Genomic DNA, 24,493 nt, shown 5'->3' on the forward strand with positions numbered 1-24,493 from the left:
AACTCAGGATGACAATAGTTAATTATCCATGGGAATCGCTAATTCCTTTTAGAAAATCGTGAACGTAGACTCACATACCCGGCACACAAAACACTCAGGACCAATCCAACTACAGTTCCAATGTCCACAAGTTTTCGGTTAAGATCTATGCCGGTGATTTTCTCCTGCATGTATTCTATGAATGAACTGGAAATATTTCTTTCACCGAGTTCTCGCTTAATGTCCCAATGCCAGTCTGTGAGTGGACAGTAACCGATCACCCCTTTGTACCAACCAATACCCAACCATGCGATTAGGATCAATCCAATAGCAATGATGTGTGCTTTACGAGTGGATTTGAAGATCCATCCGATCAGGACGAATAGCACAAAAACGCTATGGAAAAACGTTAAGAAATAGTCTAAGAATACGTTCACGATTTCAAAGTTGCTAAGATGGTGCCAGAAATTCCTCCACTGCAAATCAGTGCGTGTCTCCCTAGCCTGCCTTCGGGTAAGCCTTTGGCGGCCGGGGAGCCTGTCGAAGGGTACGGGATGGTGGGCGGGTACGATAGATCCTTAATTGTCTCCTTCGATAAACTCAGGATGACAACTCAATAAACTCAGCATGACAGATTATGAATTATAATTTCTTACACGCAACCATTCTCTATCCAACTGCATCAATCTGTCAGTAATCCCAAAATAACAAACCTAACATGCTAGACAATCCAAAAATCAATATCAAAATCAAACTATCTGCCTTGTGGGCTTCATTGGTATTCTGTTTCCTGTACGGAGACTATTTCGAGTTATACACTCCGGGTAAAGTAGATAGCCTGCTAACAGGCAACAATGTGCTGGACAGCCCCATGACACTACTTATCGCATCAGTCATTCTTTCCATCCCATCGTTGATGGTGGCATTGTCTGTTTTACTAAATGCAAAATTGAGTAGAATATTGAACATCGTATTTGGAACGCTATTTACACTGATGATGCTCTTGATTGGAATCAACTCGATGACTCCCTGGTATTCTTTTTATGTGTTCCTTGCATTTTTGGAAAGCCTGATAACCATCGTTATTATCTGGCTGGCCTGGAAGTGGCCAAAAGTTTGATTTGATAGCGAATTACTAATTACCAGGTTTTATCAACAGGGATTGAAATCCCTAAACTGATATGCGAAGACAAACTTGGATGATTGGTATCACATCCCCCTCCTCCCCCATATTCTCTCACACCCCCTTCAAAGGGGGATTAACACGTCATTCCGGTTTTGGAGGAACGACAAATACCGGAATCTTTATTTTAAAAAGGATTCCTGAACCTCTACTAGCTAAAAAATTTGCTTGTGCTTCTGTAATTACATCCCCCTCCTTCGCTCAACCCATCTCATCCCCTTCAAAGGGAGATTAATCACGTCATTCCGGTTTTGGAGGAACGACAAATACCGGAATCTTTATTTAAAGGATGAGATTCCTGAATCCCTCCTTCGTCGGTCTCAGGAATGACGATATGGAAAAAATTCTAGCTCCTTCGTTCGTTTAACTGATTGACGGCTGTTTGGAGTTCGCGCTTCAGCTTTACCTGTGTCTCACGTGCTTTGGTTTTGTGCGCTTCGAACTCAGCCTGAAGTGCTCCAAACTCACGCTTAGTTTTAGAAGTCACACTGTTGCTCCGCATGAACATGAAGTATGCCATTACCCCTAAAACAGCCAATGCAGCTATGATTATCCACACCATGATGTGATAGCCTACTTTGGAAAACGGAATACCCAGAAAATAAATGGTATCGTTCAGTTCCAGGCTTTCGTCAAGTTTCGCCTGTACATCAGAAAGTTCAGCACTGGCTTGCTGAGCCTTGGATATAGCATCCTGCGTTTCGGTTTGCAACTGCTGGATTTTTTGTTGTTTTTGATTCAACGTATCCGACACCTCAGACCAAAAAGCATTTAGATCCGTTCGAGGGATTACCTTGTACCGCTCATAAGTCTCATTGTTTTCCAGTATTGCATCATATTTTTCCTGCAGGGATTCCTGCCCGAAAGTTGGAGATACAATGAATACAGCGATTATTGAAAGCGTGAGTATTAGGTTTTTCATATTGCCTGGCTGGTTTTGAGTAATTTCAGTTCGAAATCTTAACGTGCATAAATGGAAGAAAATTATCATTGTCCCCATTTCATCCGCGAAACTAAAAAAGCCTGAGCCATCTACCTTGCCTTTCAGTAAAAAACCACCTATAAAGTTGCTATCTTTCATTACTAACCCATTATAGTTTCATAAAATGAGGACCAGATTTGTTACCTCCATCCTACTGCTCCTATTCTTTAATGGAAAGGGTAATTCTCAGGATACCTTAAAAGCTCTTTTTGTCGGGAATAGCTACGTATATATGTCAGATATTCCAGCCCTTACTTCCAGTCTTTCTGAAGGAACAAAAACATACATAATTACTTTAGCTAGTACGGCGGGTGGAGCCAGACTGAGCAACCACTGGAACAATGATGGCGATCTTAACACAAAGCAAAAGATTGCGGATGGGGCTTTCGATTTCGTGATTTTACAAGAACAAAGTACGGGCACCCTTCAAAAACCTGATGAATTTTACCAACACGTTGGTTTGTTTTCCAGCTACTGTAGAAAAAAAGGAGCTGAACCGGTGCTCTACCAAACCTGGGCGAAGGAATATGCACCAAACACACAAACGCAGATCAGTGATGCCTATGAGAAAGCAGCATTGAATAATTCAGCTACCCTTGCTCCTGTAGGTGATGTATGGGCAATAGTCAGAAAGGAAAACCCTGAGATTAATTTATTTCTGGATGATGGCAGTCATCAATCAAATTTTGGAGCATTTCTGGTTGCCTGCATTATGGTTAAAGTTTTGACCGGGGAATTACCGGATAAAGAGTCTATCCTTGAATCCAATCCAAAAATACCATTAGACCATGTTGAGGCAATACTTGATGCTGTCAATACAGCATTTAATTGATAACCGCCTGAGAATTTTATAACGTCAGTTATATTTAAAGAAAAAACATCATGCACCTTTCCCGTTTTCTCATCCTATCATTGATTATTATCTCATGCTCATCACCCAACGAATCAGCAGATGACCAACCCACTCTTATCCGGGTTGAGCTTACAACTTCGATGGGCGCCATCACATTAGAACTATCAGACAAAACACCTCTTCATAGAGACAATTTCATCAAACTGGTAAATGATGACATGTACGATAGTATCATCTTTCATCGAGTGTTACAGGATTTTGTGGTTCAGGCTGGCGAGTTTGACAGTCTCAGACAAGTCAATCTAGATTCCAGTGTAATTGAAGGCCTGGACTATCGAGTGCCCGCCGAGTTTGATTCAACGCTATTCCACAAACGAGGAGCTTTAGGTGCTGCACGAACTGGTAACCCGGAAAGAGCATCCTCCAATATTCAATTTTACATTGTACACAGAGGCCCTCGACCGGACAGTTTGATTAATAAAGATGAAGAAAGAATCAACGACATGCTCAGGCTTCATTATGTGACAAATGCTCCTGAAAATAAAATGTGGTTGGATTCTATCAATAGCGTCCTTGAATCTGACAATTATGAGGCTTTCGGGGCGATCTACGACACGCTATCCAAAATTTCGGAAGGATATGAAGATTTTGATCGACATAGCATACCGGAATATCAAAGAGAAGTATATCGCACGCTTGGTGGCACACCTCATCTCGATCAGAACTACACGGTATTTGGTGAGGTGGTGAAAGGTATGAATGTGGTGGATTCCATTGCTGCTGTTCCTGTTGCCGAAGGTGGAAGACCTATCGATCAGGTGATGATTTTGGAAGCGAGGATTTTAACAAACTAGAAATGGATTTACTAACTAAATTTAGTGTAACGAAAGAAGAAGAACCTTCCGAGAATATCGATAAAGTATTTGATATTCTTATCGATGGAGAAAAAGCTGAAATGGTTTTTTCACATGTAAGAGACAAAGTATGGTTTACAACCAAGAGAATCATCGCAATGGATGTTCAGGGTCTCACAGGAAGCAAAAAGGAGTATCGCTCATTTCCTTACTCCAAAATTTCATCCTTCTCAATTGAAACTGCTGGAACATTTGATGGTGATAGCGATTTCAAAATTTGGGTTAGTGGTGTTGGCATGTTTGAAATCAAGTTTTCAAAAAAGCTTAAAATAAAAGAAGTAGCTAAGTATTTAAGTAATAAAGTGCTATAACAACACTTTAGCTCTCTCATTTGAAGTTGAAATCACTCAACAACCTCAACCACCAAATTATGGTTGGTGTAGATGCATATATCTGCAGCTATGGTAAGTCCTTCTCTCACCATTTCTTCGGCTGAAAGATTAGTTGCATGTTTTTTCAATGCAAGTGCTGCTGATCGGGCGTACATACTGCCAGATCCAATAGCCGCTACATCTTCATCGGGCTCCAACACATCCCCGGTACCTGAAACGATAAGCACTTCATTCTTATCTGCCACAATCATCATGGCTTCCAGCTTACGCAGGTATCGATCTGTTCTCCAGTCTTTAGCAAGCTCTACTGCCGCCCTTTTCAGGTTTCCTGAATAGTTGCTCAGCTTTTCATCAAAGCGATCCAATAAAGTGAACGCATCAGCGGTAGATCCGGCAAAACCGGTTACGATCTTACCGTCACCCAGCTTTCGAATCTTCTTTACGTTTGATTTTGCTACAGTATTGCCCAGAGTGGCCTGTCCGTCCGCACCGATGGCTACTTTACCATTATGTTTGATCGCAAGGACGGTTGTTGATTTTATTTTTTCCATAGAATGATAGTATGCTTAATTAAAGGAAAAGATGCTTCACAGAGTTCAAAACAATTACAATTTGTCAGGTTGAGCCTGTCGAAACCTCACAATAGGAAAACACATTTCGACAAGCTCAATGTGACAGCATTAAATCAAAATCCTAACCGGATCTTCTAATAGCTCCTTGAATGTTTTTAGGAATGCAGACCCTACTGCACCATCTACTGCTCTGTGATCGCATGACAGTGTCACTTTCATCACGTTTCCGGCATACATCTCACCATCCCTCACAATTACTGTCTCCTTGATTCCTCCTACAGCCATAATGCATGCATCCGGCGGATTGATAATCGCCGTAAATTCTTCGATTCCAAACATTCCCAAATTAGAAATGGTGAATGTGTTTCCAGAGAACTCTTCAGGTTGAAGCTTTTTGTCTTTGGCTTTTTGAGCCAGCTCCCTAACCTCAGCAGAGATATGCGAAAGCGACTTGTTATCCGCGAATCGAACCACTGGAACAATCAGTCCATCAGGTATGGCCACTGCCACTCCCATGTGAACGTGTTGGTGCTTCATCATGTGATCACCATGCCAACTCACATTTACATCCGGATGTTGACGTAAAGCTGCTGCTGCAGCTTTGATCACCATGTCATTAAATGATATCTTCACCGGTGCAATCTCATTCATGGACTTACGAGCTTCAATTGCCTTGTCCATATTGATCTCCATGGTAAGGTAGAAATGCGGTGCAGCAAATTTGCTATCGCTCAATCGCTTCGCAATCACTTTACGCATTTGCGAGAGCTCTACTTTTTCTGACTTCTCCTCTCCTACCACTTGAGGAATGTTGATTGAAGGCTGACCGGCATCCGAAGACTTTTCTTTTGCCTGAGAAGGTGTGAAATTCTCTACATCAGCCTTAACAACTCTTCCCTCCGGACCTGAACCATTTACCTGAGCAAGGTCTATTCCTTTTTCTGATGCAATCTTCTTCGCTAATGGAGAAGCTTTCACTCGTCCATTACTGGATGTGGTAGTTTGGGCTGGTTGAGATGAACTACCTGAACTGCTCGGCTGTGATGAACTGCTCTCGGCTTTCTCTTCTTTTTTCTCTTCTTTAGCTGGCTCTGGCTCTTCTTCCTGTTGTTCTTCTGCTTTTAGGAGTGATTCGTAATCAGCTCCTTCTTCACCGATGATCGCAATGACACCATCCACAGCAACTCCGCTTCCGGCTTCCACAGCTGTGTAAAGTAGTGTTCCGTCTTCATAAGCCTCCAACTCCATGGTAGCCTTATCCGTTTCTACTTCGGCCAGAATATCTCCAGCTTCAACTTTATCACCTTTTTTCTTCAACCAGGATGCAATCACCCCCTCTTCCATCGTATCACTCATCTTCGGCATTCGAACGACTGAAGCGTTGATATTACTCGTATCTATTTTTTCGGCTGATTTCTCTTCAGACTTCTCTTCTTTGGCTTCTTCCTGCTCACTTTCTTCCTTCTGACCATTGCTAGCTTCTTCCAGCAAGTGTTTGTAATCTTCTCCCTTCTCACCAATCACAGCCAAAACACCGTCCACTGGAACAGATTCTTTCTCTTTCACTCCAATGTGCAAAAGCACACCGTCCTGATAAGATTCCAATTCCATTGTTGCCTTGTCGGTTTCCACTTCAGCCAGCACATCGCCGGAGCTCACCTCATCGCCCTCTTTTTTCAACCACGAGGCGATCACGCCTTCTTCCATGGTATCACTCATTTTGGGCATTCTAATTACTTCAGCCATTTAGATCGTCTTTAATTCTAAGTCAAAATTAACCCATCCATTAAAATAAAAATTTGGTTTTGGCACAAAATGAAAATTGAGTAACCAATGTTCTTGGATTAAATTGCCAAAAATGCTCGATAGATACACCATAACCTTAAACCCAGATGAGTTGGCTCTTGTTTTAGGAGCCGAAGTTCCGGACGTATATCAGCCTCAATATAATGCGGCACCAACCAAAATTTTACCCATAATTACCAGTTCGGATTCTGATAAAATCTCGCTTTTCAATTGGGGCCTAATGGCCATGTGGTCAAATAATCGCGCTATGAGCCCGAAGTTTTTTAACCTTCCGATGGATTCTGTAATTAACAAAGCGAGCTATCGAAAGAAACTGGCGACCCACCGATGTGTCATACCAATGGATGGGTTTTACTTATGGAAGCAGGTGGCTAAAAAACAACAAGTCCCTCATTACTTTTTCTACCCGGACAAAAAAGTGTTTTCGGTAGCGGGACTTTGGGAGGAAGGGGATGACGGCACTCATTCTTTTATTATGATAACTCGCCCAGCCAATGAACAAATTTCTGATTTTCAGGAAGATATGCCAGCAATATTGGATACAGCCAACACGAGAAAGTGGTTACAATCCGATGATCAGGAGGAACTTCAAACCCTTCTTAACATCGAAACAAAGGATGAATTGATTTCACATACGGTATCACCGAAAATCAAAGATATTGATGGAAATGATGGTTCTTTTATAAAGCCTGCACCCGCCTCGGATCAGCATGGGAATTACACATTATTTACCTAGCGCATTCGACTCGGGTCAGAAATAACCAACCTGAGATCAATTTCATGTGTCAGTATTCACATGTTGTTCCTAATTTCGTCCTAAATAAAAACACTGATCACTCAGTATTTATCACCTAACATTACCAATAAATAATTACATGAGTTCTGACAATGACCTTTTACTTTTCCAGCAAGTGAAGAGTAATGACTTCTCAGCATATGAGGTCATTTTCAAACGGTATTATAAAGAACTGTATCGCTTTGCTTTTACTTACGTTCGTGACGGAACAATTGCTGAGGAAATGGCTCAGGAGGTTTTTCTCTATATGTGGGAGAAGCGAGGAAACATTGAAATACAAACTACGCTAAAAACTTACCTGTATTCTGCAGTTAAAAATAAATGCCTCAACTACATCAAACTTGAGCTGCCAAAACAGCAGTCGATGGCAGATGTAAGTGAGGTGATGCTCAGCGTTAGCATGCCTAAAAAAGATGAGGGAGAAAATGAGCGGTTGAAGAAGTACATTCACTCAGCAATAGATGCGCTTCCAAAAAAATGCAGGAAGATCTTTATGCTCAGTAGAAATGCCGGAATGACCTACGAAGAAATCGCCGAGGAACTCGATTTATCTAAAAAAACGGTAGAAAACCAGATGGGAATAGCGCTAAAAAAATTGAGGGAATCACTAGATCATGTGTACAAACATTACAAGGAGCATATGTCCTAAAAAAATGTGAGAAAAAATTAGGGGTTTAGAGCCCTGGGATTGACAGACAAATGAGATGGCAAAGGACCTGAGAGTATACAACCACCTGAACTACAAGGATCAGCCCTCTGAAGGAGAGGATAAGTTCGTTGAGTTCCTATTTCAGCATACAGAAATGGATGCGCCTGAAATAGATGAATCCAAAGCATGGAATGCTTTGACGCAAAAAATCAATAACCCAAACAGATCATTCGCCTGGATGAAAATTGCAGCTGCAGTTACCATTCTTGCAATTCTTTCTGTGACAGTATACTTGTATGAGCCAACCATTACTGAGGTACATGTTGCCTCAGCAGATGAGAAGGTATCCGTTACATTTCCAGACGGTTCTGTTGGTATTTTGAATACCAATTCCTCTTTTTCATATCCTGAAAAATTTGGTGATAGCCGAAATGTCACTTTTGAGGGTGAGGCTTACTTTGACATTGTAAAAAGTGAAAAGCCTTTCGTCATAGATGTCAATGGAGTTGATGTCAAAGTTTTAGGCACTGCTTTTAATCTGGTTACCTCTAAAGACGAGGTTAAACTCTATGTGGACCGAGGATTGGTCGCATTTGAGAAAGAGGGCCAGCAAACACAAGTTTCTGCAGGAAAAGAGGCGATTTTTAATCGATCAAATGGAACCGTAGAATTAAAAGAGATGGCTTCTTTAAACATTATGGCGTGGAGAAATGGTGTATTTAACTTCGATGACACTCCATTAAATGAGGCGCTTGATGAACTTTCTGAATATTATGATGTTGATTTCGAGCTCTCAGATGACAAGCTTCTTTCATGCAGAATTTCCGCCACTTTCAAAAATCAGTCACTTAAGGAGGTTTTAGAGACTATTGGAACGGTCTTGAACATCAAAACGACCATTAAGAACGACATTGTAAAAATTTCAGGTCAGGGCTGCTAAAAACAGGCATACTCATTCATTATTTTTGTGGGTGTGTGTGTCACCCGCTTTTCCCTATTTAGAAGACTCTTAGCACTTGTATTGTTATGCATGTCAAGCTTGCTTTATGCGCAGCAGGGGGCTCTTCAAAGCAATTTGATTTTTTGGGGAGAAATTAGTCTATTCCAATCACTTGATTCACTTAGAACCATTGGAATACCTATTGCTTACAGTAGAGATAAGCTTACCAACCAAACAATTACTGTAACCCAGGGGATAACAGTAAAACAGTTTCTTGATCAATTAAGCAATGACAGGATTGCTGATATACAATATGATGGCAAACAAATCATCATATCCCCACACATCCCGAGAAACTATACGATCCATGGTGTTTTAAGAAATGTAGAATCCGGGGAGCACATTATAGGTGCTACAGTTCAGGTATTAGGCACAAGACTCGGCACTACTACCAATGGGTATGGGTATTACTCTATAACCCTCAACGAAGGTGAATATCAACTCGAATTCTCGCACATCAACTATCAGCGAAAGAAGACAGAGGTTAGCTTATATCGAAACTCCTATCTGGATATATCTACAACTCCAAAAGTGACCGAGTTGGATGAGGTAGAGGTGAATACAGTGACAGATGATGCAAACCTCATTGAAAACATCCCTTCAATCAACCGAATAGTTATCTCAGGGCCTGATGGACAAATACCCTACTTGCTTGGTGAAGTTGATGTGATACAAAATGCGTTATTAAAGCCCGGAATTAGAGCTATTGGTGAAGATGCGAGTGGACTTCACGTTAGAGGTGGTGGGGTCGACCAAAACCTCACGTTACTTGATGAAGCCACTATCTATAATCCTAATCATTTCTATGGTTTAATTTCAATATTCAATCCTGAAGCGGTAAATAATGTTAGAATACTTAAGGGATTCATCCCTCCTTCATATGGAGGTAGAACATCTTCAGTAATAGAAGTCCGCCAGAAGGAAGGGAATATGAATGAAACACGAGCTTCAGGTGGTATTGGTATCTTATCCGCCCGAGCATTAGTTGAAGGACCACTGCATAAGGGTAAAAGTTCGTTTCTTATATCTAGTAGGCAAAGCTTATTAAACCTTTCTATCGATGATTTTGCCAGCACTTCGGTAAGACGAAACCGCATCCGCTTTCAGGATCTAAATGTGAAGTTGAATTTTAAGTACAGTCAATCGAGTACCTATTACCTATCCGGTTACGTGGGTAACGACCGAAATCAGGTAGGCTTAAATTCAACACGTAATTGGGGTAACCGAATGCTGAATTTTCGGTGGAACTACCTTTTCTCACCTAAGCTATTTTCAAATATTTCTGCTTTTGTATCTGAGTACAATTACAAGATTGAAAGCACAGAGGAACCAGGAGCTTTTGTAGGTAGGTCAAAAATCGCTGACTACAGCATAAAAACAAACCTTTCATATCTGCCTAATCCAAATAATGAATTGTCATTTGGTTTTAGTACAATTTATCATCGACTATTGCCAGGCTCACGAGAACCGTTTGATCAAAATGCCAGCACCAATACTATTGAACTCGAAAATGAGCAAGGTCTGGAGAGTGCCGCTCATTTTGGTCATGAGATGACCACCGATGGATTTTCATTTCACTATGGACTGAGAGTAAGTGGGCTGCATACCCTGGGGCCAGGGACCGTATATCAGTATCGAGACGGAATTCCATCAGCTGATTCAACCATTACGGACACTATACAGTTTAAGCGTCTTGATATCATTGAAAAAAATATCAATCTGGAGCCGAGGATTTCTTTGAATTGGAAATTGAATGGAACCACTTCATTGAAAGCTTCTTTTACACGTACAGCACAGTACCTCCATTTAATTTCTAATACCATCTCCCCTGCTCCCACAGATATCTGGAAATTGAGCAGCGAGTATATACCTCCAACCACAACAAACCAATATACTTTAGGACTTTACAAAAATCTTAAAGACAACACCTGGGAGCTATCATCAGAGGTTTACTATAAGGATATAGGTAACAATATTCAATATAAGAACGGAGCTGACTTGGTCTTTAATGAAAATATCGAGACCGAGCTGTTGCTCAGCCAGGCAAGAGCGTATGGACTTGAACTTTATGCTAAGAAAAAAACAGGCAAACTAAAAGGGTGGATAAGCTACACCTTATCCAAAGCAGAAAGTCGTATCCCTGAATTTGATGATGTTCGTTTCGTGGTTGAGAATCATGATAAAACACACGATTTCTCAACCTCCTGGAGCATGGGGCTATCCGATAGACTAAGTGCCTCAGCCAATTTTGTGTTTAATACCGGTATTCCTGTAACACTTCCCACCGATAAGTATGAATATGAAGGAAACTTAATTCCTCATTTTCAATTTAGAAATAATGCACGCTTACCTGACTATCACAGGCTTGATGTGTCTTTCAAGTGGGATGGAAAAAAGGTTAAAAAGAGTGGTGAAAAGAGAAAAAATGATGACTATTGGATACTCACTATTTATAATGTGTATGCGAGGCAAAATGCGTATTCATATTTCTATAGAGAGTCACCAATCGATCCCGGCACTGCTCAGGTAGTCAAATATTCTATATTCGGAACAATAATACCGGCCATAACCTACAATTTCAGGTTTTGAAAAAGGTTATTTATATATCGCTCATTTTTCTTTTTGCCTGTGAGCAAGTGGTGGTTGTTGATCTTCCACAACCACAAAAACTTGTAGTGTTGGAGGGGTGGATTAGTGACGACTCTACCAGCAGACACCCCATCAGATTAACTCGCTCCAATGCATTTTCATCAACAAACAGAGTTGCTCCTATTGATGATGCTGATGTCATAGTTCAAGCCCGAACGGGCGAAGTTTTCAATTATTCTTATGATCAAGATGGCTATTACACTGCCAATAGTGAGTATAGTGGTATTTCCGGAGTTGCATACCGGGTTCTTGTCTTTGTTGACTCAATGGAAGTCAGGTCTGAATGGGATATTATGCCGGAAAAGGTGCAGCTCAATAACATTCAGATACAATCTTTTCAGGAAAATGATCCTGATGATCCAAGTCAGCAAATAACGATTTATTATCCCAAAGCGAATACTATAGACCCAGTTGAAGAAAGAAATTTTTACAGATGGGTTTTCTACAAAAATGAAGAGATTTATAATGAGCCTGACCCCTTTACGCTTCAGGATGATCGCTTATTCAATGGCAATCTTATTCCAAATAACTTTCAAAATTTTGGTTACGACGCTGGAGATGAAATGGAAGTTCAGCTTATTTCTATTTCTGCAAGGACACATGCTTATCTATCATTGCTAAAGTCCCAAATCACTACATTAGGCACTTCAGGAGGCACCACGCCTGCAATAGTTGAAGGAAATTTGTCATTCATCAGTGATGATTCACCTCTTGTGTTGGGGTATTTTGGAGCAGTTTCTATCAGTTCACAAAAAAGAACTGTACGCTGATCAAATTTTTGGGGGTCCTCAGCAATAGAGTGGACTATCAAATATGAAAAGAAAAATCACCCTATTGGTAGTTTCGGTAATTGTCACTGCACTTGGAATTAAGGCCACTCGAAAAATGAGAAGAGCATCTTAATAAATCAGACGCTTTTTTGGAAATTGATCAAAGCCATCTGTTTTGAAACGGTGGCTTTTATTTTTTTCAAATGATTATGTGGGGATAAAAAAGCAAACGGAGCGCCCTCACCAAAGCAACTCCGTTCTAATTCAACCAGCTATGGATTGTTTTGAATTTCTTTCCCTCAAGGTTAGTGAAGTTTTCATAAACGAACCATCCTCATTCGTCAATTGAGCTTGATTATTAGACCAACGTACATTTATTCCCGATTAAAGATCTTTAGATTGCAATATTCTATGATAAAGACAGAATAAGGCGCGCTTTAATCGCTTATGATAGTATTCTTCTATGATAATTTATTTGTCCAAGATGATAGTTTAGATGTCCTTGCAGGTGCATCAGGAAGAACCTGTTGGTGACTGGATGACCGAAATGATCAATGGGGAATTTATCATCAAGAGATGATGAATTCATTTGAGTAAAGTATCCATCAAGTACTTTCTTAGTGGTGTTGATTTCATTCTTCAATTCATCAAATGATAATTTGCCTGCAAACTCAAAATCTCTTTCACGAACATATCCTGACTTGGCCATTTGGGCTCCTATGAAATGTTGAAGATTTCCACATAGATGCATAATCAAGTTACCCGCTGAATTATTTATTCCTTCAACCTTAACCCATAGTGATTCATAATTAGGGTATGACTCCATTTCAGTCATCAGTTTATCCAAATCTCTTTGAAAGAGCTTATTAAATTCTTGTCCGTGCATTTTACTCTTCTATTTGAAATTCCAAATTATAAAGTTCAACAGTTTTCTGCTTAAATAACTCAATCAAATCCTTTTTAATCCACGCAGAAATTTCGCACGAAAGTTGGAAGTCACGATCAATTACTTCCATTTCGAAATCGGTAATCAATCGCTCAGCGTTGCTCATCATGTCATACGGGAATTTCATCACTAATTTTCTTGTCTCGAAAATTTTAACTTTCACAGCCTTTGATAATGCTGCCTCTGTAGCAACTTTATAAGCATTGATAAGCCCTCCAACACCAAGTTTGGTGCCACCAAAGTATCGAATGACAACCACCAAAACATTTGTTAGTTCAAAGGAGCGAATTTGTCCAAGTATGGGATCTCCGGCACTATGAGCTGGCTCCCCATCATCATTCGCTCGCCATTGCTGCTCATCCATTCCCACAATCCATGCAAAACAGTGGTGCCTGGCATCATGATATTCTTTTCTAAGCTCCTCCTGCCTTTGCTTTATTTCCTCTTCAGACCGAACATGAAATGCATGAGAAATAAACTTGCTCCCTTTTTCTTTGTAGAAGCCTTCTACTTTTTCTTTAATGGTAAAGTATGTGCTCAAAGTTCTGATAAGAGCCTGTAGGCTTCTTTTTCTACCTGATCAGTCTCAGCATATTTAAGTGATAAATCCAGCATTTCTCTAGCCTCATCCTTTTCACCCTTCTCAACTAATATTCTACCTAAGCCCACATACCCAAAGCTTTTGAAAAACTCGCCATGGCTAGGGATCGTCTTCCCGTAATCCAAAGCAAGACGATAGGCATATTCAGCTTTCTTTTGATTCTTGATAATCTTCTCTTCCAGATAACCTAAAAAAACGTATCCTGCGAGCTTGTAATAAGGGCTTTCATGTTTAATCAGTGAGTAGATGATGTCAATTGGAGCTTGCTTAAAATCAGTCGGGTTGGCCAGAGATTCAAGATATTTTGCTTTAGCATAGTAATTATTAGGGTACTTTTCACACAGTGCAGACAAATATGTCTGAGCGAGCTTCGGTTCGAACTCATACCTTAAATAGATGTAGCTCAGATAGACGTGTGCTTCTACGCGGGTTAAAAAAGATTCTTTAGTTGCACGCTTTAATTGATTCAAGCCCAGTTCCATGTCACCGTTTCTGAAAAACCAAAGCAAGGGTTTATAGATTGGATGTTTCTCCGGATACTTTTCACGGAAATAATTATATAAACCAGTAGTGAGTAAAAACTCTGGGTACTCATCTACTATTTCAAAACCTTTTTTCATAAGGCCATATGCACGATTTGCCTCTCCTACTGCTCTCATTGTATACCCCTGATCGGCATAATACTCAGCTAATAAGCCATATGATGCCATGGCGAAAAATATCATTTCGGGATCTTCTAACTCCGGATCATTTTTAACTGCAAGTGAAACTGCCGAGTCCAGATGATATTCCATTTCCAAAAACAACTCTTCTGAAATTGTTGGAATATTAACCCAGAGGATGGACATGGCTCTCATCAATGGAATTACCGGGTGGTATGGTAAATGCTTTTCTGCCTTAGCGATATAATATTCAGCCGAATCAGGTGAAGCATTGTAAATATGATCTGTTCCACGTTTAACCAGGTTTTGTACATAACCACGCTCAAAAACCTGTGCGGGACTATAAAATGCGACTGAGAGCAGAAAAGCGGTGATTACTTTTTTCAAAGGTGAAATAATTGGGATTTTATTGTAAAAATCTAAGATGCAAGATAACGCTCGTTTTAAGCTTTCAAAAGCTGAGAAGGGTTTTAATTTTGTAATCACATGTCCTTTCAAATACATAACTCAATACATGGTATTCCATCCGGAATGTCAACGACCTATTACCATCCAAAGTACTTTGAATCACAAGACTACAATGAATTCATTGTTTATAGTCAAGGTGGTCTGTTCATTGCTTTCGATCTCGATGGTGAAAAGGCAATTAGTATACCAAGAAGTCCTTTTGGGTCAGTATTGAAACAGAAAGAATCAATAGAAGAGCTAGAATCATTCTTTGAGAAGATTAGGGTAGACTTAAAAGCGAAAAGTATCAAAGAGGTAATTATTCATCATCCTTCTGAGATATATGAATCTTACGCCTCTATTGACTGGCTAACGAGTGTATTGGGAGAGCCTGTTTATACCGATATCAATCAGAGCATAGCGCTTGAAGAAAATTTTTCTGAAAAGCTGCACAAGATGCAGAAGAGAAAACTTGATTCGTTGATTAACGAAGGTTTTACTTTTCGAAAAATGGAAGACCATGAGTTTGAAACAGCTCATAAGTTTCTGAAGGTCTGTCGCCAAGCACAGGGATTGCAAATCAATATTTCCTGGGAGCAGCTTAATAAATTAAAGCAAAATCTACCAGAGAGATATGAATGCTTTGGTGTTTTTCGAGAGGAGAAGATTTCTGCTTTATGTATTACCGTCCGTGTAACTGACAGAATAGCCTACTATTTTCTACCTGCCACCAGTCCAATGTTTCGTAACCAAAGCCCCATGGTAATGTTAATTGTGGGTATAGTTGATTATTACCGAAAAAATAACTTTAGCTTTTTAGACCTGGGGGTCTCCTCGATTCATGGTAAGCCACAGGATACTTTGAGAATGTTTAAAGAAAGGATGGGCGCTACTGAATCACAAAAACCTACTTTCCGATTACATCTTTGAAAAGTTCCTCGACCTGTTTCATCCATACTGCTCCCGAATACTTATTCTCAGCAATTTTTCGAATTTGTTGAGGATCAAATTCCTGCCATTTAAAGCACATTTCTTCAAGCCCCTGCGCTAGGCTTTCTTCATTAGGCTCACAAAGCAATCCTACATTTTCAGCAACGATTTCTTCAGGTCCTCCACATTTGGTGGACAAAACAGGCTTGCCGCATGCCATCGCTTCAACCAACACTATACCGAATGTTTCGTGTCTACTGGCAAGTGCAAAGAAGGAGCAAGATTGCATTTCTGAAAGCACTTCAGATTTAGAAAGGCTGCCTAACCAGGTGACAGAATCGGATATACCAAGAGACATAGCTAGTTTTTGATAGGATCGCAACTGTGTTCCACCTCCCCCTATTCTTAATTCAATGTCATTATGAGATAGTTTGCTAAACGCCCAAAGAAGCATGTCTATTCCTTTTTGATCCTCCATCCGTCCAATACTCAAAATGATTGTCTTGCTTGAGGCAGATCGACCAGAAGGTGAAAAGTAATTTGTATCTACCGGATTTGGAAGTACATGAATATTGGACAAACCAAACGATTTCATTTTATTTCTTAATGACTGGCTCGTTGCAATTAATGCGTCTGCCTGAAGCAAAGGCTCTCTAATCAAGCGTTTGATCTCCCCATTCTTTATAAATTCTGCAAAAGGAAAAGGGCTCATATGTGCTGTCACCACAAATGGAATATTGAATTCCTGCGATAATGCCTTCCCAATAATAGCACCAGGGTAGGCCGCATGCACACTTATGACATCAGGTTTCCCATGGTCAACAATAAATCGTTCCAGACTTTTCCTGTTAGCTCTAATGATGCCCGTAATATTGCCCTTCTTAAACCTTCGGGTCCAGGTGAAAGCCGGAGTAAAGTAGACTCCTAAATTGTCTTTTAGTTGTATATCCTCAAAAGGATACTTTTTTAATGCTTTTAAAGGTGACCGCCAATCAAGTGCACGCAGCAAGAAGCGCTCATCACCCTGCCCCCACGTGCTAATTCCTATTGTCCAATCAGGTCGATTATTAGCCAATATTTCCGCCTGTTCTTGATTGAAAATACCATAGATAGGATTGGAGGTAGAAGGATACCAGGATGGGATTATAAAAACATTCATTTTACTTCCTCTCCATTATAACTTGTTATTCCAAAATCAAGCAATACACGTTTTATCCGCTTGATCTGCTCATCAGTTAGATTTCCTTTCCAGCTCTCTTTACTTCCTTTTTCTTCATAATGCGTTTTATCGTGATGATTCTTGAATGCGGGTAGATAGAACTTCTCGCGTATCTCATCAGGTTGGTTACGCCCAATGTACGTGAATATCTTTTCCAGTTCTGAATCAGGATCAGCGATCACATTTTCATAATGAATGGTCAACCATTTTTTGCTGGGCTGATTTACAGGCAAATAATTCATACTCCACCTTGCAGCAAGGATTTCCTCTGGATGCTTTAATGATGCTAAAATATCCTGATAGGGATCAAAGTACTCATGAAATCGGAATTCAGGAATCTCATACTTACTTGCTGATCGTACTTTTTCAAAGGCGTAGAAAGATAGCTGAGAGGCAATTACCGAAAAGGGATGCCTTAGCAAAACGATTGGTGTGAATTGAAATTTATCGACCAACCATTCGAGCATCAGATTACCCTGGTTGAATTTAAAAATCAACAATTCCGGGTTCAACATACTACGATAAGATGTCTCTTCAAAAAGGTATGGGTTTCGATATTTCAACCTGAACAAATCGTCAAAGAATTGCTCAGCTTCCTGATGATTTGCACCTTTCGGAATTGGTTGATGATAGTAAAAATTCAACTCGTCTAATTTCTTAATCTTACCAATCCCTGCAGGTGGCATTTTACCACTCGGATCAAACATCCCTCTGGATAAGGGCTCATCTACCTTCATGGATCTTGGGAGTGATAGTAATAAGTTGGAAAACCAGGTAGACCCTCCCCTCGGCTGTGCGAATACACAAATTGTATTGTCTCTACTGTAAGCATGCTCACTCTTAGTAGCCAATAGGCTTGATATGATAACTTTCTTACCAAAAAATAAAGGAGTATACCAAAGCTTTTCTACCACTATAACTACCTGAAATGATGAATTGGAGTTCAATACTACTAATCTTGCCTATTGTTAACCATCTTTCCACTAAATTTTAGCTAAAGCTCTAAAAAAGTAATGAACCAGCTACCATTGGTTTCAGTCATTTGTTTGTGTCATAATCACGCCTCTTTCGTGGCTGAAGCAATCGCTTCGGTGTGGAAGCAAAGCTATCCGAATATTGAGTTGATTGTGGTGGATGATGGCAGTTCTGATGATAGCAAATCGATTATAGCTTCTACTATAAAAGAAAAAAAAGAAGTTCAATTCATTGATATTGGAACCTCCCTGGGAAACTGCGCAGCTTTTAACCAAGGATTTGCAGCTTCAAAAGGTGAATATATTATCGACCTGGCCGCAGACGATATCTTACTCCCTGAGCGGGTATTGGGAGGGGTCAATACTTTCATAAAGTCCGGAGCTGGAGTTACTTTTTGTGATGTGATGAATATCGATGAATCGGGCCATGAACTTGGGACACATTATAAAAGAGATAGCAAAGGGAACCTACTAGAGAAAGTACCGGAAGGAGATATCTATCAAGAGCTCATCAGCCGTTATTTTATTTCACCACCCGGGATGATGATTGCTCGTTCAGTGCTGGAGGGAATTGGAGGATATGATGAAACTTTGAGCTATGAGGATTTTGATTTCTGGATTCGTTCATCGAGAAGCTGGAGCTATGCATTTACTGATGAAGTGTTGGTAAAAAAACGGATCGTAAAAGAATCCTTATCAAGTCAGCAATTCAAATTTCGGTCCATTCACCAAGCTTCTACACTTAAGGTGTGCCAAAAAATAAAAGAGCTGAACATTACCAGGCAGGAAAATTCAGCTCTAAGCAAAAGATGCCTTTATGAAATAAAGCAATGCATTAAGCAGGGGAATATTTCCTTAATCCCTGAATTCATAAAGCTGCTTTAGCCTACTCATATTTCAGCGTATTTGCCGGGTTTAATGAAGCCACTTTTAATACTCTAGCGCTAACTGTGATCAGTGAACAAATGATTACGACAACCATTGCAACTATAATTACCTCCCAGGGAAAATTTATGCGATACGCATAATTATCTAACCAGCTATTCATACCAAAGAACACAATTGGAACACCGATCAATGCAGCAACTCCAATCAGAATTATAAACTCCCGATAGAACAACCCTACAATGTGAGGTTCAGATGCTCCAAGTACTTTTCTCACTCCAACTTCCTTTGTTCGCTGCGAAGCTATGAACGAAATCAAACCAAACAATCCGAGTATTGCTACCAGCAATGCAAAACCTGAAAACACGCTAAAAACAGCTCCGAACCGTCGATCTTCCTTATACAAGCGATCAAAGCGATCGTCAATAAATGAGTATTCTAATGTTGCGGTTGGGAACATTTCGCTCCATATCTCATCAATCTTCTTTAAACCTATCGCAACATTCTTCGGAGACAGTTTAACCAGGGAATTAATTTGAACTTTATCATAGAAATAACATGTTGGCTCTGTTGACTTTTTCAAGCTTGTTCTGTTTGCATCCTTTATGACACCTATAATATTGTACTTATCATTTTCAGGATCGCGACCAAACTGGATTTTTTCGTTCAATACATTTTGATCTGCAAGATTAAATCGGTCTAGAAATGCCTGATTTACAATTACCGCTGTTGTGTCATCTAGCAAGTTGTCTTTGATGAAGTTCCTTCCATCAATAAATGAAATATCGAGCAACTCAAAATATTGATTGTCAACAACTTGAATATAGGTTGTCGCCTCTAAGCGATCTGTCAATCCTACAATCTTCACCCCACCGCTGGTAGACCAAATCTCATCGCTTTCTCCGCCGGGAATTATGCTTGATGTAGCAACACTTGTAATACTAGACTCTTTCAGTAATCGATCTTTAAATACCCCCATCATTTCTTCATACTTATCATCATCTCCGGGCATGGTTTCAGGATTACCAAAGGCAACCACCTGCTCTGTGTTCATTCCCTTGTCCATACTTTTCATATATCTAACCTGACGAATGACGATTAAGGTACATGCAATCAACACAATAGATGTAGCAAACTGTAAAACTACCAGGCCTTTCCGCAGGCCCACTCCACTTTTGGAGTTTCTGAACTTGCCTTTTAAAACAGAAATGATTTTAAAATTTGACAGAAAAGTGGCTGGATAAAATCCCGAGATTATTGTTCCCACGACTGTAAATAATCCTAACAATTTTAAGAAAGTGAGATCCTTCCATAAATCTCCCAAAATTGGAGTATCAACTAGGGAATTAAATGCTGGAGCTGCGATCTGTGCTATAATCAAAGCAACCAATGCTCCTATCACATTAATCAGAAAAGCCTCTACCAAAAACTGCATTCTCAACTGCTTTTTACCAGCTCCTATTACCTTCCTTAAACCTACCTCTTTTGCCCTGTCTATCGCTTTTGCAGTAGAAAGATTTACATAGTTTACCCACGCAATTACAAGAATGAAAATGGAGATGATTTCCAAAAAATTGATTGCATCCTTACTTCCTGATTCCTCAATTTCAAATGTCATACTTGAATTAAGGTGTATATCTTGAATCGGCTGGAGGTTGAAAAACAATGAACTTCCCTCGTTTAAATATTTATTTTTTATTGGAATCAGTTTTTCCTCCAGCATAGCAATATCGGTCCCATCATCAATCCTCAGATACGTGTAGTAATTAAATGCATTCCATCCTTCACGCTCCAAAACATCTTTTATTGAGGAAATTGAGATAAGCATGTCGAATTTAAAATGTGTATTAAGCGGGATATCTCGGACTACACCAGTCACTTTAAAATCTTCATCAAAACTTGAATAAAGATGAAGGGTTTTTCCAACCGCATCCTCTTCTCCAAAATAAAAGCGTGCCTTAGATTCTGTCAATACGATAGAATTAGGTTCCTCAAGCATGGTTTTCGGATCGCCAGAGATGACCGTATGCCCAAAAAAGTTGATAAAATGTTCATCAGCCATTTTAACAGACTCTTCGTTAATAAGTGACTCACCCTTCCTGATGGTTTGACTACCAATATTATAGGTTAGTGTGTGTGCATTAACCTCAGGAATCTCCTCGGTAATAATTTTTCCTGAAGGGTTAAAAGACATGGCGTCACGCGTACCAAGTTGTCCATCTACAACCTGATCAGTCGTGAGACGATAGATACTCTCAGGGTCTTTATGAAATGAATCATAGCTGCGTTCAAATCGAATGTATTGATTGATCAATAAGAATGCAGCCAAGCCAACTGCTACACCTATCACATTGATAGCCGTGTAGCCTTTGTGTTTCATCAGGTTTCTAAAACTGATTTTAAAATAATTTCTAAACATGCCTGTGTCCTTTATCATTGAGTTTTTGAATATTGGTCTTAGTAATGAAATTCTGAAAAGAAGGAAAACATCCAAGGCATACCTTACCTGGGTTAAATTTCTTTTTTGGTCCACCCTATCCTTGTAAATTTCTTCTAAATCCCCCTTGATATCAGGATAGAAATCCGGATGGCAAAACCATCGGAACAGCTTATCTGCAGTCCTTTTTATCATACTGCTTTTAGCTCTAATGCTACTTCAGGAATAGCGTTCCATAATTGTGTACGTACGTCCTGAGAATATTTAAGGGCTTCTGTACCGTAGGCCGTTATGGTAAAATACCGTTTTGGCTTCCCTCCTCGTTTTTCATTTGCTTCACCTTGCCTGCTATCGAGGTATCCTTTTTTTTCCATGCGTCTTAGGGCAGACTGGAGTGCTCCCACACTCACTTTTCTCTTCAATCTCGATTCAATCTCCTCTTTGATTGCTACGCCGTATGCTTCGTTGTATAATACGCCAACAGTTAGCAATACAATTTCTTCAAATTCGCCTAATTGATACTTTTTCATAATCAATTTCCTAAATGTAGTATTCGCGTGTAAACATAAAAAGGTTACATGAATTTCCTAAATGTAGTATTGATTAAATTTAATTGAGTAATAAATTAAATCAGCAATTTGCCCATTTTATCAGCCTACTCCCATACCAGCTATATAGTTCACCATCTACTAACGTGCACTCAGTGTTTGGCCAAACGGCCCTTGCTTCAACTAAATGTTCTTCTTTGAATGGAAAAGGTTCCGAACTAAATAGAATTTTATCAGGGTTTAGATTGGCAATTTGCTGAGTAGTTAGTTCCGGGTATCGTTCCTCAGAGATGATGTTTTCATAACCAAGATGAGTAAGAAAATGATCAATAAAAGTGTTTTTCCCGGCTGCCATCCAGGGTTCTTTCCAGATCAGATAAATTACCTTTCCTGATTTGGAATTTTTAACCTTTTCTGCAGCTGTATGACAAGTTTGAATGATTTTTTCCGCCTGATCATTCAAACTGCAAATGCCGCCTAGTTCAGACATCATTTTGAAGGAATCATTAAGAGTGAAGATGTCACTCATCCAAACTGAGAACTCCTTCTCCAGTTTTTCAATACCATACTTATAGTTTTCTTCCTTATTCCCTATAATCAGATCCGGTTGTAGCTCCCTGATTTTATCGAAACGAAAATTTTTCGTACCTCCAATTATCGGGATGTCTTTGACTTGGTCGTTTGGGTGAATGCAGAATTTAGTACGTCCAACAACTGGAGCGCCAATATCTAATAAAAATTCCGTTTGAGAAGGGACTAAAGACACAATCCGATGAGGTGGAGAGGCTATTTGCACCTCTCTGCCCATCTGATCGGTATATTTCTTTGAAGTCATCTACTAATGGCCATGTCCTGCATGTGAGCCACTCTCAAGTCGCTCGAACATTTCATTCATCAACTCTTGGTTCTCAGCCAGGCTACCTTTTATATCTGGTGTCTTCCGATTTATCAGGAAATAAGTCTTTAATGAATCAACCTTATTATCGCCAATGAATGTGGCTTGGAAAAGCTCTTCACTTGATTTATTTACTTGAAGTTTAAAGTTATGTTCATCAACAACCCTACTCTCAATTAAAGAGAAATCAAGGGTTTTTCCGTCTCGTTTTAAATCATAAAGAAGGAACTGATCAATTCCGCTTAGGTAACTCATGGCTTTATCTTCTCCTAGCCACAGCTCCATGTAATCGCCGCTTTCAGCATAGGTGTACCATTTACCGGTGATCTCAGGGCTTTCCTTTGCGGCACACCCAATGACAAGCAAGACAAGAAATGTTTGATAAAGTTTATTCATTACTTAAAATAGGTAAAATCCTGACCGTCCTTAATCTGGGCTACTGTTTCATAAATCAACTTGATCACATTCTCTACATCCTCCTTATGTACAGTCTCAACGGTAGTGTGCATATACTTCAATGGTAATGAAATCAATGCTGAAGCTACACCAATATCAGAATATGCAAATGCGTCGGTATCAGTACCAGTAGTTCTGGAAGCAGCCATTCGCTGATATGGAATCTTGTTTTTCTCAGCTACTTCCAGGATCATATCACGCAGATTATTCTGAACTGCCGGCCCGTAGGTCACAGCCGGACCTTTTCCTGCCGTCATGTCTCCACTCGTGATCTTGTCATACATTGGAGATTGCGTATCATGGGTTACATCTGTAACAATTGCCACATTCGGTTTGATTCTACGAGAGATCATTTCTGCACCTCTCAGGCCGATTTCTTCCTGAACAGAGTTTACCACATACAAACCAAATGGAAGCTTTACTTTCTTTTCAGATAGTCTTCTTACCACTTCAGCAATCATGAATCCACCCATTCGGTTATCAAGAGCCCTTCCCACCAAATACTTCTTATTCATTTCGAAAAGCTCATCCTGGAAGGTTGCAACTGTTCCTACATGAATACCCATTTTTTCAACCTCCTCTTTACTTTCTGCCCCTACATCTATACAGATGTTCTTTAGAGTTGGATTATCCTCTTTGTCTTTTCTTACATGGATAGCAGGCCACCCAAAAACACCTTTAACTACACCCGCTTTCGTATGCAAATTTACTCGCATGGAAGGAGCGATCTGATGGTCAGAACCTCCATTTCTCACAACATAGATGTATCCTTTATCTGTGATATAGTTCACAAACCAGCTGATCTCATCAGCATGTGCTTCAATCACTACTTTGTATTTAGCTTCTGGATTTACAACACCAAATACGCTTCCATATGTATCTACTTCATAATCATCCACGTAAGGCTTGATGTAATCCAACCATATTTTTTGTCCTTCCTGCTCAAAGCCGGTTGGCGCTGCGTTATTAAGGTATTTGTATAGAAAATCTGTACTCTTCTTATCCATG

General features: G+C 39.9%; 25 protein-coding genes. 11 read left to right on the forward strand and 14 right to left on the reverse strand.

Annotated features, from left to right (window positions below; genetic code table 11):
- Nucleotides 1-38: 38 nt before the first annotated feature.
- The gene (locus CHB71_RS11595; RefSeq protein ID WP_245811260.1) at nucleotides 39-416 is read right to left on the reverse strand and encodes a DUF2784 family protein; all 378 of its coding nucleotides are present in this window, start codon (nucleotides 414-416) and stop codon (nucleotides 39-41) included.
- Between the two features lie 281 nt (nucleotides 417-697).
- On the opposite strand from CHB71_RS11595, the gene CHB71_RS11600 reads away from it, so the two are divergent.
- The gene (locus CHB71_RS11600; protein WP_089357093.1) at nucleotides 698-1,099 is read left to right on the forward strand and encodes a DUF6326 family protein; all 402 of its coding nucleotides are present in this window, start codon (nucleotides 698-700) and stop codon (nucleotides 1,097-1,099) included.
- Between the two features lie 409 nt (nucleotides 1,100-1,508).
- On the opposite strand, the gene CHB71_RS11605 is transcribed toward CHB71_RS11600, so the two are convergent.
- A complete protein-coding gene (locus CHB71_RS11605; protein ID WP_089357094.1) occupies nucleotides 1,509-2,243 on the reverse strand; it encodes a hypothetical protein in 735 nt (244 codons plus the stop codon).
- A 25-nt stretch (nucleotides 2,244-2,268) separates the two neighbouring features.
- On the opposite strand from CHB71_RS11605, the gene CHB71_RS11610 reads away from it, so the two are divergent.
- Genes CHB71_RS11610 through CHB71_RS11620 form a run of 3 tightly spaced genes read left to right on the forward strand, consistent with a single transcriptional unit; the run spans nucleotide 2,269 to nucleotide 4,222 of the window.
- Nucleotides 2,269-2,976 (forward strand): hypothetical protein, encoded by a 708-nt coding sequence (locus CHB71_RS11610; protein ID WP_089357095.1) that lies wholly within the window; start codon nucleotides 2,269-2,271, stop codon nucleotides 2,974-2,976.
- A gap of 50 nt (nucleotides 2,977-3,026) precedes the next feature.
- Nucleotides 3,027-3,851: a peptidylprolyl isomerase gene (locus CHB71_RS11615; RefSeq protein WP_089357096.1), complete on the forward strand. Its 825-nt coding sequence runs from the start codon at nucleotides 3,027-3,029 to the stop codon at nucleotides 3,849-3,851.
- A gap of 2 nt (nucleotides 3,852-3,853) precedes the next feature.
- Entirely contained in the window at nucleotides 3,854-4,222 is a 369-nt protein-coding gene (locus tag CHB71_RS11620; RefSeq protein ID WP_089357097.1) for a PH domain-containing protein, read from the forward strand.
- 32 nt (nucleotides 4,223-4,254) lie between these two features.
- Here the strand turns inward: CHB71_RS11620 and hslV are convergent, their stop codons facing one another.
- Complete coding sequence (hslV, locus tag CHB71_RS11625; protein ID WP_089357098.1) at nucleotides 4,255-4,794, reverse strand: ATP-dependent protease subunit HslV; 540 nt, start codon at nucleotides 4,792-4,794, stop codon at nucleotides 4,255-4,257.
- 129 nt (nucleotides 4,795-4,923) lie between these two features.
- Complete coding sequence (locus CHB71_RS11630; protein ID WP_089357099.1) at nucleotides 4,924-6,561, reverse strand: pyruvate dehydrogenase complex dihydrolipoamide acetyltransferase; 1,638 nt, start codon at nucleotides 6,559-6,561, stop codon at nucleotides 4,924-4,926.
- Between the two features lie 112 nt (nucleotides 6,562-6,673).
- On the opposite strand from CHB71_RS11630, the gene CHB71_RS11635 reads away from it, so the two are divergent.
- The 5 genes from CHB71_RS11635 (at nucleotide 6,674) to CHB71_RS11655 (ending at nucleotide 12,485) form a co-directional block, all read left to right on the forward strand.
- Nucleotides 6,674-7,357: an SOS response-associated peptidase gene (locus CHB71_RS11635; RefSeq protein ID WP_089357100.1), complete on the forward strand. Its 684-nt coding sequence runs from the start codon at nucleotides 6,674-6,676 to the stop codon at nucleotides 7,355-7,357.
- A gap of 139 nt (nucleotides 7,358-7,496) precedes the next feature.
- On the forward strand, nucleotides 7,497-8,066 hold the full coding sequence (locus CHB71_RS11640; RefSeq protein ID WP_089357101.1) for an RNA polymerase sigma-70 factor: 570 nt from the start codon (nucleotides 7,497-7,499) through the stop codon (nucleotides 8,064-8,066).
- Between the two features lie 55 nt (nucleotides 8,067-8,121).
- A complete protein-coding gene (locus CHB71_RS11645) occupies nucleotides 8,122-9,006 on the forward strand; it encodes a FecR family protein (RefSeq protein ID WP_089357102.1) in 885 nt (294 codons plus the stop codon).
- Between the two features lie 90 nt (nucleotides 9,007-9,096).
- The gene (locus tag CHB71_RS11650) at nucleotides 9,097-11,655 is read left to right on the forward strand and encodes a TonB-dependent receptor (RefSeq protein ID WP_089357103.1); all 2,559 of its coding nucleotides are present in this window, start codon (nucleotides 9,097-9,099) and stop codon (nucleotides 11,653-11,655) included.
- Entirely contained in the window at nucleotides 11,652-12,485 is an 834-nt protein-coding gene (locus CHB71_RS11655) for a DUF4249 domain-containing protein (protein WP_179213392.1), read from the forward strand. The genes CHB71_RS11650 and CHB71_RS11655 overlap by 4 nt, the downstream gene beginning before the upstream one ends.
- 445 nt (nucleotides 12,486-12,930) lie before the next feature.
- Here CHB71_RS11655 and CHB71_RS11660 read toward each other — a convergent pair whose 3' ends face one another.
- The 3 genes from CHB71_RS11660 to CHB71_RS11670 are packed head-to-tail and all read right to left on the reverse strand — an operon-like array spanning nucleotide 12,931 to nucleotide 15,081.
- On the reverse strand, nucleotides 12,931-13,371 hold the full coding sequence (locus tag CHB71_RS11660; RefSeq protein WP_221406720.1) for a DUF1572 family protein: 441 nt from the start codon (nucleotides 13,369-13,371) through the stop codon (nucleotides 12,931-12,933).
- A gap of 1 nt (nucleotide 13,372) precedes the next feature.
- Nucleotides 13,373-13,972, reverse strand: coding sequence for an IMPACT family protein (locus CHB71_RS11665; protein WP_089357105.1), 600 nt, complete (start codon nucleotides 13,970-13,972; stop codon nucleotides 13,373-13,375).
- Nucleotides 13,969-15,081, reverse strand: a complete 1,113-nt coding sequence (locus CHB71_RS11670) for a hypothetical protein (protein WP_144017407.1) — start codon at nucleotides 15,079-15,081, stop codon at nucleotides 13,969-13,971. The genes CHB71_RS11665 and CHB71_RS11670 overlap by 4 nt, the downstream gene beginning before the upstream one ends.
- A gap of 99 nt (nucleotides 15,082-15,180) precedes the next feature.
- Here CHB71_RS11670 and CHB71_RS11675 point away from each other — a divergent pair, with 99 nt between their 5' ends.
- Nucleotides 15,181-16,071, forward strand: a complete 891-nt coding sequence (locus CHB71_RS11675) for a GNAT family N-acetyltransferase (RefSeq protein ID WP_144017408.1) — start codon at nucleotides 15,181-15,183, stop codon at nucleotides 16,069-16,071.
- Here the strand turns inward: CHB71_RS11675 and CHB71_RS11680 are convergent.
- Together CHB71_RS11680 and CHB71_RS11685 are read right to left on the reverse strand one after the other, a co-directional pair.
- Nucleotides 16,049-17,230, reverse strand: a complete 1,182-nt coding sequence (locus tag CHB71_RS11680; protein ID WP_089357108.1) for a glycosyltransferase — start codon at nucleotides 17,228-17,230, stop codon at nucleotides 16,049-16,051. The two genes, CHB71_RS11675 and CHB71_RS11680, sit on opposite strands and share 23 nt — an antisense overlap.
- Nucleotides 17,227-18,141, reverse strand: coding sequence for a sulfotransferase domain-containing protein (locus CHB71_RS11685; protein WP_179213393.1), 915 nt, complete (start codon nucleotides 18,139-18,141; stop codon nucleotides 17,227-17,229). Before CHB71_RS11685 ends, CHB71_RS11680 begins: the two co-directional genes overlap by 4 nt.
- A 162-nt stretch (nucleotides 18,142-18,303) precedes the next feature.
- On the opposite strand from CHB71_RS11685, the gene CHB71_RS11690 reads away from it, so the two are divergent.
- The gene (locus CHB71_RS11690; protein ID WP_089357110.1) at nucleotides 18,304-19,149 is read left to right on the forward strand and encodes a glycosyltransferase; all 846 of its coding nucleotides are present in this window, start codon (nucleotides 18,304-18,306) and stop codon (nucleotides 19,147-19,149) included.
- Nucleotide 19,150: 1 nt separating this feature from the next.
- On the opposite strand, the gene CHB71_RS11695 is transcribed toward CHB71_RS11690, so the two are convergent.
- The 5 genes from CHB71_RS11695 to CHB71_RS11715 all read right to left on the reverse strand — a co-directional run bounded on the left by CHB71_RS11695 (nucleotide 19,151) and on the right by CHB71_RS11715 (nucleotide 24,492).
- A complete protein-coding gene (locus CHB71_RS11695) occupies nucleotides 19,151-21,781 on the reverse strand; it encodes an FtsX-like permease family protein (RefSeq protein ID WP_089357111.1) in 2,631 nt (876 codons plus the stop codon).
- Nucleotides 21,778-22,116: a PadR family transcriptional regulator gene (locus tag CHB71_RS11700; RefSeq protein ID WP_089357112.1), complete on the reverse strand. Its 339-nt coding sequence runs from the start codon at nucleotides 22,114-22,116 to the stop codon at nucleotides 21,778-21,780. Before CHB71_RS11700 ends, CHB71_RS11695 begins: the two co-directional genes overlap by 4 nt.
- Before the next feature lie 100 nt (nucleotides 22,117-22,216).
- On the reverse strand, nucleotides 22,217-22,969 hold the full coding sequence (locus tag CHB71_RS11705; protein ID WP_089357113.1) for an ABC transporter substrate-binding protein: 753 nt from the start codon (nucleotides 22,967-22,969) through the stop codon (nucleotides 22,217-22,219).
- A 3-nt stretch (nucleotides 22,970-22,972) separates the two neighbouring features.
- Complete coding sequence (locus CHB71_RS11710) at nucleotides 22,973-23,425, reverse strand: hypothetical protein (protein WP_089357114.1); 453 nt, start codon at nucleotides 23,423-23,425, stop codon at nucleotides 22,973-22,975.
- Nucleotides 23,425-24,492 (reverse strand): M42 family metallopeptidase, encoded by a 1,068-nt coding sequence (locus tag CHB71_RS11715; RefSeq protein WP_089357115.1) that lies wholly within the window; start codon nucleotides 24,490-24,492, stop codon nucleotides 23,425-23,427. Before CHB71_RS11715 ends, CHB71_RS11710 begins: the two co-directional genes overlap by 1 nt.
- Between the last annotated feature and the right edge of the window lies 1 nt (nucleotide 24,493).

This window comes from Ekhidna lutea, assembly GCF_900188325.1.
In the GTDB taxonomy this organism is placed as follows: domain Bacteria; phylum Bacteroidota; class Bacteroidia; order Cytophagales; family Cyclobacteriaceae; genus Ekhidna; species Ekhidna lutea.

Bases quoted from the DNA above. Each gene is read 5' to 3' on its own strand.
- CHB71_RS11675 (WP_144017408.1), top strand. From the start codon at position 15,181: ATGTCCTTTCAAATACATAACTCAATACATGGTATTCCATCCGGAATG.
- CHB71_RS11680 (WP_089357108.1), bottom strand. From the start codon at position 17,230: ATGAATGTTTTTATAATCCCATCCTGGTATCCTTCTACCTCCAATCCT.
- CHB71_RS11615 (WP_089357096.1), top strand. From the start codon at position 3,027: ATGCACCTTTCCCGTTTTCTCATCCTATCATTGATTATTATCTCATGC.
- CHB71_RS11600 (WP_089357093.1), top strand. From the start codon at position 698: ATGCTAGACAATCCAAAAATCAATATCAAAATCAAACTATCTGCCTTG.
- hslV (WP_089357098.1), bottom strand. From the start codon at position 4,794: ATGGAAAAAATAAAATCAACAACCGTCCTTGCGATCAAACATAATGGT.
- CHB71_RS11700 (WP_089357112.1), bottom strand. From the start codon at position 22,116: ATGAAAAAGTATCAATTAGGCGAATTTGAAGAAATTGTATTGCTAACT.
- CHB71_RS11640 (WP_089357101.1), top strand. From the start codon at position 7,497: ATGAGTTCTGACAATGACCTTTTACTTTTCCAGCAAGTGAAGAGTAAT.
- CHB71_RS11690 (WP_089357110.1), top strand. From the start codon at position 18,304: ATGAACCAGCTACCATTGGTTTCAGTCATTTGTTTGTGTCATAATCAC.
- CHB71_RS11620 (WP_089357097.1), top strand. From the start codon at position 3,854: ATGGATTTACTAACTAAATTTAGTGTAACGAAAGAAGAAGAACCTTCC.
- CHB71_RS11650 (WP_089357103.1), top strand. From the start codon at position 9,097: ATGTCAAGCTTGCTTTATGCGCAGCAGGGGGCTCTTCAAAGCAATTTG.
- CHB71_RS11630 (WP_089357099.1), bottom strand. From the start codon at position 6,561: ATGGCTGAAGTAATTAGAATGCCCAAAATGAGTGATACCATGGAAGAA.
- CHB71_RS11645 (WP_089357102.1), top strand. From the start codon at position 8,122: ATGGCAAAGGACCTGAGAGTATACAACCACCTGAACTACAAGGATCAG.
- CHB71_RS11695 (WP_089357111.1), bottom strand. From the start codon at position 21,781: ATGATAAAAAGGACTGCAGATAAGCTGTTCCGATGGTTTTGCCATCCG.
- CHB71_RS11715 (WP_089357115.1), bottom strand. From the start codon at position 24,492: ATGGATAAGAAGAGTACAGATTTTCTATACAAATACCTTAATAACGCA.
- CHB71_RS11605 (WP_089357094.1), bottom strand. From the start codon at position 2,243: ATGAAAGATAGCAACTTTATAGGTGGTTTTTTACTGAAAGGCAAGGTA.
- CHB71_RS11705 (WP_089357113.1), bottom strand. From the start codon at position 22,969: ATGACTTCAAAGAAATATACCGATCAGATGGGCAGAGAGGTGCAAATA.
- CHB71_RS11635 (WP_089357100.1), top strand. From the start codon at position 6,674: ATGCTCGATAGATACACCATAACCTTAAACCCAGATGAGTTGGCTCTT.
- CHB71_RS11660 (WP_221406720.1), bottom strand. From the start codon at position 13,371: ATGCACGGACAAGAATTTAATAAGCTCTTTCAAAGAGATTTGGATAAA.
- CHB71_RS11610 (WP_089357095.1), top strand. From the start codon at position 2,269: ATGAGGACCAGATTTGTTACCTCCATCCTACTGCTCCTATTCTTTAAT.
- CHB71_RS11710 (WP_089357114.1), bottom strand. From the start codon at position 23,425: ATGAATAAACTTTATCAAACATTTCTTGTCTTGCTTGTCATTGGGTGT.